8 protein-coding genes and 3 pseudogenes are annotated in these 9,884 nt (G+C 64.9%); 5 read left to right on the top strand and 6 right to left on the bottom strand.

Translation table 11 applies throughout. The features are described from left to right. Positions 1–79: 79 nt before the first annotated feature. A complete protein-coding gene (locus ACIBMZ_RS30545; protein WP_396699776.1) occupies positions 80–724 on the bottom strand; it encodes a hypothetical protein in 645 nt (214 codons plus the stop codon). A gap of 375 nt (positions 725–1,099) precedes the next feature. On the opposite strand from ACIBMZ_RS30545, the pseudogene ACIBMZ_RS30550 reads away from it, so the two are divergent. From ACIBMZ_RS30550 to ACIBMZ_RS30565, 4 genes and pseudogenes are all read left to right on the top strand, one after another. After that, positions 1,100–1,570, top strand: a pseudogene (locus ACIBMZ_RS30550) (XRE family transcriptional regulator); the annotation flags it as partial. A 150-nt stretch (positions 1,571–1,720) separates the two neighbouring features. Next, positions 1,721–2,867: pseudogene (locus ACIBMZ_RS30555) on the top strand (IS3 family transposase). A 142-nt stretch (positions 2,868–3,009) separates the two neighbouring features. Beyond that, positions 3,010–3,411, top strand: coding sequence for a hypothetical protein (locus ACIBMZ_RS30560; RefSeq protein ID WP_396699778.1), 402 nt, complete (start codon positions 3,010–3,012; stop codon positions 3,409–3,411). Between the two features lie 120 nt (positions 3,412–3,531). Beyond that, entirely contained in the window at positions 3,532–4,542 is a 1,011-nt protein-coding gene (locus ACIBMZ_RS30565) for an SbcC/MukB-like Walker B domain-containing protein (RefSeq protein WP_396699780.1), read from the top strand. Between the two features lie 203 nt (positions 4,543–4,745). On the opposite strand, the gene ACIBMZ_RS30570 is transcribed toward ACIBMZ_RS30565, so the two are convergent. The 5 genes and pseudogenes from ACIBMZ_RS30570 to ACIBMZ_RS30590 form a co-directional block, all read right to left on the bottom strand. Further along, positions 4,746–4,985: a hypothetical protein gene (locus tag ACIBMZ_RS30570; protein ID WP_396699782.1), complete on the bottom strand. Its 240-nt coding sequence runs from the start codon at positions 4,983–4,985 to the stop codon at positions 4,746–4,748. 487 nt (positions 4,986–5,472) lie between these two features. Then, complete coding sequence (locus ACIBMZ_RS30575; RefSeq protein ID WP_396699784.1) at positions 5,473–5,973, bottom strand: SRPBCC family protein; 501 nt, start codon at positions 5,971–5,973, stop codon at positions 5,473–5,475. 407 nt (positions 5,974–6,380) lie between these two features. Further along, entirely contained in the window at positions 6,381–6,917 is a 537-nt protein-coding gene (locus tag ACIBMZ_RS30580; protein WP_396699786.1) for an NADAR family protein, read from the bottom strand. An 8-nt stretch (positions 6,918–6,925) separates the two neighbouring features. Beyond that, positions 6,926–7,066: pseudogene (locus ACIBMZ_RS30585) on the bottom strand (transposase); the annotation flags it as partial. Positions 7,067–7,279: 213 nt separating this feature from the next. After that, on the bottom strand, positions 7,280–8,215 hold the full coding sequence (locus tag ACIBMZ_RS30590; protein WP_396699788.1) for a hypothetical protein: 936 nt from the start codon (positions 8,213–8,215) through the stop codon (positions 7,280–7,282). 908 nt (positions 8,216–9,123) lie between these two features. Here ACIBMZ_RS30590 and ACIBMZ_RS30595 point away from each other — a divergent pair. Then, entirely contained in the window at positions 9,124–9,465 is a 342-nt protein-coding gene (locus ACIBMZ_RS30595; protein ID WP_396699790.1) for a hypothetical protein, read from the top strand. Positions 9,466–9,884: the final 419 nt, after the last annotated feature.

Here is a 9,884-nt window from a genome sequence, read left to right on the forward strand (position 1 = left end):
ACTCCTCGGGGTACTTACTCTGTCGAGCCACAACGCTTCCTCCTCCTCGGCAGGATGCCAAGTCAGGAGGTGTCCGGCCTCAGGGGGTCACTTCAGTCTGCGGCTCGCGGATCTGCCGGGTCGAGTCCCAGGCCATCGCCTTGGGAGCGCCGGCAATCACACCGGCCGGGCCCTTCACGACGATCCCATCGTTGGTCTCGGTCACGGTCGCCGAGCCGCCGATGCCGTACGCGGTCTCGCGCACCTCGGGGTTCGCGGCAGCCTCGGCGTTCTTCACCACGAGCACGTGCGAGAAGCCGCCAGGCACGGCACGCACCACCAGGTCCGCGCCCGGGTGGACCTCCGGGTACGTGACCGAGTCCCCGCGGACGACGCCGAACGGCAGCGGCGCCGGCCAGGTCAGCGTGAAGTCGGCGCCACCCTCGCGATAAGTCGCCAACGGGCCGGTGCCACCGGCCGAGAACGACACGTCGGCCGCGGCCCTGGGCCGGAACCGGCCGTCCGCACCGCGCTCGAGATTCGTGTCCAGCGCGATCCAGCGGTCGTCCCGCTTGACGCGCTGCGGCTCCAGATAGGTCTCGAGAGCGAAGTCACCGCTGGGCAGGGCGACGACCTTGGTGGTCTCGTCGGCTTCATCGAGGACCTCGACGGGCTTGTCACAGAGTTCCGCGAGATGCTTTGCCGCCGCCTCGGTCTCGGCGGCCGGCTCGTTCTCGGCGGCCACTCCGGACGGACAACCTGCGGCATGAGCGGTGCCAGGTAGTGATGTAGGAACTGAGAGTAACGTCGCCAGGGTCGCCAGAACGGCGCCCTGCGCGATGCGGGCATGCGCCATCGTCACTTGTGTTGCCCCCCGTGAACCATGCGATGAATCGTTTTCGCGCAGGGTTCGACGGCTGCCCATCTGCCCCCGTATAGCAAAGCGCGTGGACGGGACGATAGGCGACAATGGCGACCTTAGTCAATACTGAAGACCATCAAACTTTCAGCAATCGCTCATCGGCACCACGAGAACCGCCTCGGTGCCACCGCCCGGTCGATTGCGCAGCTCGATGCTGCCGCGAAGCTCGCCAGTGGCGAGCGCGCGGACGATCTGCAGGCCGAACGCTCCGGCTGGCAGGCGTACGACACCGCCGAACACGGCATCGCCCAGCGATACCTCACCCTCGCCCTGGACTTCGCCCACACCGCCACAGACGACGGCCCCGGCGCGGAAATCCTCGCCGCCATGAGTTACCAAGCCACCTACCTCGGCCACACCACCACCGGCCTCGACCTCGCCCACGCCGCCGGCCAAACCGCACGCCGCGCCGGAATCACCGTCCTGACCGCCGAAGCCCACGTCATGGAGGCCCACGCCCTGGCCAGAGCCCGCGACGAACGGGCCTGCGCCGCCGCCCTACACCAGGCAGAACAGGCCCTCGACCGGGCCGACCGCAGCAGCGACCCGCAATGGCTCAGCTACTTCGACGAGGCATACCTGTCCGCCAAATTCGGCCACTGCTTCCACGCCCTCGGCCGCAACACCCACGCCGAACGCTTCGCCACCCGATCCCTACACATGAACAACCACCCTCCCGAAATCGGCGCTTGGCTGAGCGAAGCGCGGCAATCCGCCTACCGTGCCGCGCATAGGCTGCACCGGTGTCGGAGGGACTGCACCCGGTTTGGTTGACTTCTGACCTGTGAGGATGTGTTCCTCGCGGGAAGGATGTCTGTCATGCCGAAAGCGTTTCCGCCGGAGTTCCGTCGTGACGTGGTCGCGGTCGCCCGCAAAGGGTGAGGTGCCGTTGCGGCAGATCGCGAAGGACTTCGGGATCTCCGAGGGCTGTCTGCACCGCTGGCTCAAGCTCGCCGACGTCGAGGACGGTGTCCGTTCCGGGACCACCAGTTCCGAGTCGGCGGAGCTGCGGGAGTTGCGTCGGCGTAACAAGCTTCTGGAGCAGGAGAACGAGATCCTGCGGCGGGCGGCGGCGTTCTTCGCTCGGGATATCTCCCCATAATGATGTACCCGCTGGTCGGTGATTTGGCCGCGGACGGGATCCCCGTCGCGGTGACCTGCCGGGTGTTGGGGTTCAGTAGGCAGGCCTACTACGCGTGGCACGCCGAGCCGGTGTCGCGACGTGATTGGGGCGACGCACTCCTGATCAACGTCGCTCTGGACATCCACCACGATGATCCGGCGTTCGGGTACCGGTTCATCGCCGACGAACTCCCCGCCCACGGCATCACCGCCGGCCGGAACCGGGTCTCCCGGCTGTGCTCACAGCAGCGCATCTTGGTCGGTGTTCGCCACGCGTAAGGGGCTCACGCGGCGGGCCGGACCGCCGGTGCACGACGACCTGGTGCACCGCCGCTTCACCGCCGACGCCCCGAACCGGCTGTGGTCGACCGACATCACCGAACACCCCACCGCCGAAGGCAAGCTCTACCTCTGCGCGATCAAGGACGTGTACTCCGGCCGGATCGTCGGCTACTCCATCGACACCCGGATGAAAGCCTCTCTGGCCGTCGCGGCGCTATCCAACGCCACTCGGCTGCGGAACCCGGCCGCGACGATCGTGCACTCCGACCGGGGCAGCCAATTCCGGTCCAGGAAATTCGTAAAGGCATTGCACCGCAACGGACTGGTCGGCTCGATGGGCCGCGTAGGCGCCTGCGGCGACAACGCCGCGATGGAATCGTTCTTCGCCCTACTACAACGCAACGTCCTGGACCGCCAACGCTGGACCACCCGCCACGACCTACGCCTAGCAATCGTGACCTGGATCGAACGGACCTACCACCGCCGACGCCGGCAACAACGCCTCGGCCGCCTCACGCCCATCGAGTTTGAGACAATCAACCAGCCCACACACACGCCCTGAACCACTCAACCCCCCGAGTCAACCAAACCCGGGGCAGTCCCAATAGGTTCGAAAAGGCCGCTGAAGTCGCCAGTGGTGGCGGAGGGAGCTACACGTGTTAAGGGTGCGAGTGGTTATCCTTTCGATAGGGATTTCGCTACTGATGGCCAGCTGTGGTGTCCTGCTGCCCAGCCATGACTACTATGCCGTCGGCGTAGCGCGGATCGGCGATCGAATCCACATCTACGCGCCGCTCTGCGACGGTGAGCAGGTGGTGGGGGTCGAGGCGATCGACAACCAGGCGGCTGCGAAGGTGCCGGACTTTGATCCTACGTCAATGCGGTTTACCTACTGGAAGGTCGCGGATCCAACGGAGGCGCCCATCGCCGAGGGGTGGATCACGCTTGGCGACAGCAGCGGCTATCGTACGACGACCATCGAAGCGGGCTCGAACATCGGACTCCCCGAGTTCGTTGGTATCACTCTGCGTCTCAACGTGAAGGGGGGGGCAGTACACGGTGGCGGACGTGATAGTGATCTCCGAGGCGCCCGAATACCCGGCTGATGCTGACCCTCAAGTTGTCAAATACACCTATCGCGATGAGAGCGGCGGAGAGGGTCCGCGTAACGCACAGGAGATCCGTGAGGATTCCGGGTGCGCTGCAAACTATCCAGCGTGACGTGAGTGACCCGCCTGACCGGGGAAATCGCCGAGGTCAGGACCGCAGCGACCAACCTGGGGCAGTGGCTACAGGCAGGAAGGGAACTCGCCGACGCCCACCGGGAGGCGCAGCACCACCTGCACCTGTCGGAGTTCGCCGACACCGTGGCAGCGCGGGCCGCAGCCCTGACCGACCCCGAGATCGTCGACCTGCAGGAGCGTATCGACGCTTTCGACGGCGAGTACCACCAGGCCGCAGGACGAGCACAGGACCCCACCCTGCTCGCCGCCGCACACCAACCATCACCGGACGTTGAGGGCAGCGAACAGACCTACCAAGCCGCCCGACTGCGGGCCACGGAGCTGCACGCCCAGCATGGCCTCGCCGTCGAGCAACACGACCGGCTGAAGCAGCTGGGCCCGGATCTGGTCAACGCCCTCGCTCAGTGGAGACCCATCCGCGCCGAGTACGAGATCGCCAACCGCCTCGCCCAACTCGTCGAGGGCAAGAGCAGCGACAGCGGTACCCGGATGACCCTCTCTACCTATGTGCTGACCCACCGGTTCCGGCACGTCGTCACGGCGGCGAACACCCGACTCGGGCAGGTCACCCACAACCGCTACCTGCTGCGCCATGTCACCGAGTCGGACACCGGCCGCCGAGCCGGCCGCAATGGGCTCGGCTTGTCCGTCGTAGACGCCTGGACCGGCCAGGAACGCCGCCCGGCCACCCTCTCCGGCGGGGAAACCTTTCTGGTCTCGCTGTGCCTGGCGCTCGGCCTCAGCGATGTCGTCCTGGCTGAGGCTGGCGGCACCCAACTCGGCAGCCTCTTCGTCGACGAAGGCTTCGGGACTCTCGACCAAGAGGCACTCGACCAGGTACTCGACGCCCTCGACGGCCTGCGCTCAGGTGGCCGTACCGTCGGACTGGTCAGCCACGTCGCGGAACTACGTCGGCGGATTCCATCCCGCCTCTACGTCCGTAAGACAGCCACCGGCTCCACCGTGGCCGTCGAAACCCAAGCAATCGACTGAGGACACTTTGTCTACGCCTGTTCCTCCCGGTCAAGCTCAGCTACCAGGGCTTTAACGACTCCGGTTGGTCAAGCCACTACCACCAAACAACGATCGACCTGTAGGGGTCGGCAGTAGCCCGCCGCCGGTGCTTGCCGGGCGGCGTTGCCCTGTCCTGCGGCCAGCGGCACAAGCAAAGCGCGGTGTACCTCCGCGCACGATGATCAGCAACCGGCCGTGCCAGCCATTCCTACGGCGTGCTCAGCGAGGAGATCGGCGTGGATGTCGACGTCCACGGTGTCGTAGTGGCAGCGCGCAAGGAGCCGGTAGAGTCGCTGGGCGATCTCGTCCGAGGCGAGGTCGAGGCGTTCACACAGGTCGCGGTGCGCGCCTACGAGCGGCTCGGCGATCTCCTGCGGTTCGGTGCGGGTGATGTCGTAGGCGTCGCGGAGATGACCGGACAAGTCGTCCCAGACGAGGATTGCTTCCTCGAACCAGGTCGAGCGCGGCAGGGGTAGCGGGGTGGGCGCAGAGGATCTCGACTTCGGCGGCCAGGCGGTGCCCCGTGGTTTCCACGTCGGAGATCTGCCACTTGCTGCCGGCGGTCACGGTCGACGCGTCCCGGAACCGCAGTGCGCAAGTCGGCGAGGCCGGAGGTGTCGGCGGCGCCGAGCATGCCGGCCTCGCTCAGCAGCAGGGTGGCGAAGAGGCGGTCCCGGGCCGCGTGCCGCGCCACCAGTTCGGCGAGTTGGCGGGGCGACAGCCGCTGCACGGCTTGAAGGTAGCGGGCGTGTTTGGGCGCGCCGGGAGCGGCGCCGGAGAAGGTGGCGCCCGGGTGGAACGCGGCTCCGAGCTCCGGATTGATGCAAGCGGCGGACACCCGTCCAGTATGTGTCGGATCGTCGTTCGTCTGCCGCGGGTGTCTGCTCCCTGAATCGCGGCGAGGGCTGTTCATGCGCGTTCTGCTGCCTCGACGATGTTGGCGATCGTGCGCCGCATGAAGGCACGCCACAATGGCGTGAACGGCCCAGCCAGGATCCAGCGCCGACCCCGCTTCGGCTGGAACTCATAGGTCCAGCGGATCATGGTCCCGGCTCCGTCCGGGGTGAAGGTCCATTCCCCACGGATGCCGATCGTGAGCCGGCGTAGGAGGTTGGTGAACTCCGTGAGTTGATAGGCGAAGCTGTGCCCGGTGGTGTACTCGGTGAGCTGCTCGAACGCCTGCGACCCGTCGCTGAACTGCGGGTACCGTGAGGCTCCCGCGTGGTCCCAGACACCTGACTGCTGCTCGACGCCCGTGATGGACGGGACACCGGGGATGCGCGGGAAGACGCTGGCCAGGTCGATCGGCACGACGATGGCGAACGCCTCCGCAGGTGTGAGCGAGCTTCGCTGCTGAACGGTGACGGGCACCGAACGATCATCGCGAGTAATCAAGGGGGCTGTGGTCATGTTTCGATTCTCCGCCCGGAGCGAGTGCCTATCCAGAGACTGCAAGTACCAGGCAGCACTGACCTGATTTCAGCGACGCAAGTGTGTTGATTGGCGCGAAAGGGACGAAGCCGGTGAAGTCGGGCGATACTGGACGAGGACGTGGGGCCCTCGGTAGGCAGTTCTCACCACAAGATTCACCCACCAGCGAGGACCCCACGTGATCACCTATCGTGCCACCCTCGACCCTTCGAGGGGACTCGTGCAGTACCTCGCCCTACTACTCGCCGCCGACGGCTGGTCCCACGCCATCCTCGACGGCTAACTGTTCGACTGCGACCGTCTCACCGGCCCGGCGATGCCCGGACACCTGCACGACGGGACCATCTGACCCACTTCGAATAGAACACCTACCCGAAAGTCAGTGATCATTGGCTGTCCTTGCGTAGCTGGTCGCGGGCGTCCATGAGCGCGAAGCCGAGCAGGTTGTGGCCCTGCCACCGTGCTGGGTCGCCGGCGCGTGGATCGTCGGCGGCCATTCCGATGCCCCAGATCCGGTCCACCGGGCTGGCCTCCACCAGTACCCGGTTGCCGGTACCGAGCAGGTACGAGCGTAGGCCGGGATGCTGTCCGAACTTGGCCATGTTGCCGGCGACCACGATCGCGTACCGGCGGGCCTCCCAGATGGTCTGGTCGAAGCCGCGGACCTGTCGCCCCAGTGTCTTCGCGCGATGCGGATGTGACGCGGCAAGGATCTGCCCGGCGACCTCGGTGTCCCCGAACAGCATCGCCTTGGACCACATCATGTAGTGCTCGGCGGTGGCGAACGTGCGTCCGTCGACGGTGAACACGGCCTGCCACCACTGGCTCAAGCAGCCAGTGCCGACGCTGCCATCCGGCTGCGGCTGATGCCCCCAGAAGTGCAGGAACTTGACCTTCTCGCCGGAGGCAACGAGGTCGACCACGTCGGCTCGATCTCCCGCAGGTCGTAGTCACCTGGTTGGCCCGACACCGACACCGCGACGCGCTTGGACTTCCACGCCTGCAGAAACGGCCCGATCAGCTCCCACTGCTCATCGCTGACGTCACTGGGGTACGGCTTCCGATCACCCACGACCGGGCTAACGCCCCATCCACTCAGACGGTCACGACCAGAACTCACATTCAACCCATCGACCTGCCACCATCCATAGCGAACCCGCCGAGAGGCCACCAACCAGACGCAACGCCGGCTAGAAGAGGGCCGGCTACGACGGCTGGCCGTAGCAGGGGCCGTAGAAGTGCCCGGGATTTCTCTGCACCCTCAGCCGTCGCTGAGGACCAGCAGTCAGCTCTCTTCGCTGATGATCGGTCGCCATCGACCAGGATCGTTAAGTCTTTGCAGTCGGAGCGCCTCGTCGTGGTAGTAGCTACGGGCCTCACTCTCGGTTTCGCAAACCAGCTCGTCGCAATGAGGGTCGGTGGCGACGATGTACCAAGTACCATAGCTGGATCCGTTAGGGAACTTACCCAGAGTGATCTGGAATGACTTCTCGGGATCGGCGGCAACAAACTCCCACCGAGCTACGGGCGTAATATCCTGAACTGTTTCCGACAGGTTGGAAAAGAATTCCTCGGCCCGGCCCATCTGCCACCGATCTAGGTCATCGGGTCCGACAAGTAAGTATGCAGCCAGAATGCGGGACGCTTTCGATAGGCCGTAATCCGCGGGCAAGTCCGGCTCACCCTCGATAAGGTCCCAGAACGTGCCAAATCTTGGTCCTAGTTCGAGTACGTCAAGCCTGCCCGACATAAGTTCTCGGCGGACTGGAGCGATGAAATCTAGCCATCCTAGGCCGTCACGGTTGAGATTGAATCCCTCGGCATCCTCGCTGTAGAACATGAGCCGCAGAATCAGATCCTCGGCGTCGGTCTCCACCTGCACGCCTTCGTGGAAACCACCGACCACGTACGGAGCGATAGTCTCTGCCGATAGCATTCGGCTGGGGATTCGGAAGCCGACCTGCCGAGGACCGGTGTTCTCGAAGTAGAGCCAGGCGTCAAAATTCTGCTCTACGAGATTCTTGACCGCCGATCGCTCCTCTGGCGTGACGACAGAAGTGGCGAAGGAAGCCGATGTGACCAGAGGTTCTCCGGGGAGCAATCTGAGCGCAGTTTGAGGCGCCTCATCGATCACGCGACCAATCACCGTTGCCTCGACATCGAGGAAGCGGCGGTAGGGACTCCGATGGCGGCGTCTGTTCTGATACCTGCGGGTGCTCATTCGGCTTGCCTCAGATGCTTATCGAGCTGCACGCGCTCCTCCAGGTTTCGCCTCGGACTGTCGTATCCCACGCGATGCCATTGGCGTCCGCTCCCTTATGCGCCAGCGCCGCAGGTCAGCGACAGTGCCCGTGGCGGATGGGCGGTTAACACACGACTTCTGATGGTACAGTTGATCCGTGATGTGGTCGAGCGCTGATCGGCGCGATCTGCGGGTTCATTGACGTCTACAACTAGCGCTGCCAACCGTTCGTCTCAACCAGGACCACCGACCAGGGTCTTACCAAAACCAGCCGGCAGAGAACTCAGAAACGCGATGATACAAGATCTTGAATGGCCGGATTCGTCCGATCTGGCCTGCATAAGGACGCGGCGCCGGTGAGCACCCCTGCGACCATCAGGCAGGATGTGTCGAGGTTTCACGAGGTCCTCGTTTGTGGTCGATGCGGTTGGTTGCGAGTGTCCGAGCCTGGCCCATGCGTGGGCTTCGGTGGCGGCGGCGAGGGCGGCGCCTGCGCAAGGCGTGTTGCCGGCGCGGGCTTGTGCTTCGAACACCCCTGACCCGTTGCCAGTAACCGCAGCGGCACGTACCGTACGGGCATTGCTGGTCAGAGCGGCTCCCCCGTGGCTGCTCTGACCAGGCTGGAACCTGCTTTGCCGCGTTTCTGCATGACCGACAGGAATCTGTCGGGACCCATCGACAGTGCCGTCTGGCGTCACACGACCTGACTGCCGCCCGCAGCAGGACACTATCGCCATGTCGACCAGCGCGAGCGTGATCACCTTCGCGGACAAGACGCACCAATACGCCTGTGGTCCAGTACAAGCGCCCTCGCCATCATCCGCTCCACCTCGGTAGATAGCCTGATAGACGAGTGGCAGTTCACTCCCGGTCACAGGAGGAGCTACGTGCAGCAGGTCGACGTAGTTGACACCGATGAGCGGGACCCTGTCCCCGCTCATGCAGTCCTGGCCGGCTGGCACAGCCTGGTGATTGCCGTCTACATCGTTCTGCTGAGCCGCCAGTCTCATGAGCGGGTGCACTATGACGACTCACCGTGGGAGAAGATGTGGATCTTCGCGTTTGCCACCGGTGGGCCACTGCTTTTCGCCACACTGTTCGCCGGTTTGATCCTGCTCTGGACGCTTCCGAGGAAGGGTTGGATCAACTGGCCCGCCATTCGCGGGACCGTCGCCGCAGCACCGATGCTGCTATTGGTGGCGGCGATCATCGACGCCGTGCCGCACTGAATCGTCGAGATCAGGGTGCCCCCCCGCGTCCGGAGAGCAGGTCGTGGACGGTGGCCAGCCGGACGACGAGGCGACCGGCGATCACAGCGGTCCGGCACGGCTCACAGACGAACGCTTTGGCTGTAAGCCGAGGAACGGTCGCTTCTAAGAGGGCGGTTCGCAGTAGCTTGGTCTGATCTATGCATTGCGTCTGGTTGGTGGCCTTCCGGCGGGTTCGCTATGGATAGTGGCAGGCAGATGGGGTCGCCATCCCGCGCCAGCGGCTTTCGCAGAGACGCCCGGGAGGCGCGCTTCCATACGGCACAGGTCGCCGACTGTCTTCATTCAGCCATTTTCATCGTGACAGGCCTGGTCACGGTGGGTGTGGTGGAGGCAGGTGTCGACATAGGACGAGGCTCCCGGTAAGACAGCAGTCGACC

The sequence above is a fragment of the Micromonospora sp. NPDC049900 genome, from assembly GCF_044461025.1.
Taxonomy (GTDB): domain Bacteria; phylum Actinomycetota; class Actinomycetes; order Mycobacteriales; family Micromonosporaceae; genus Micromonospora.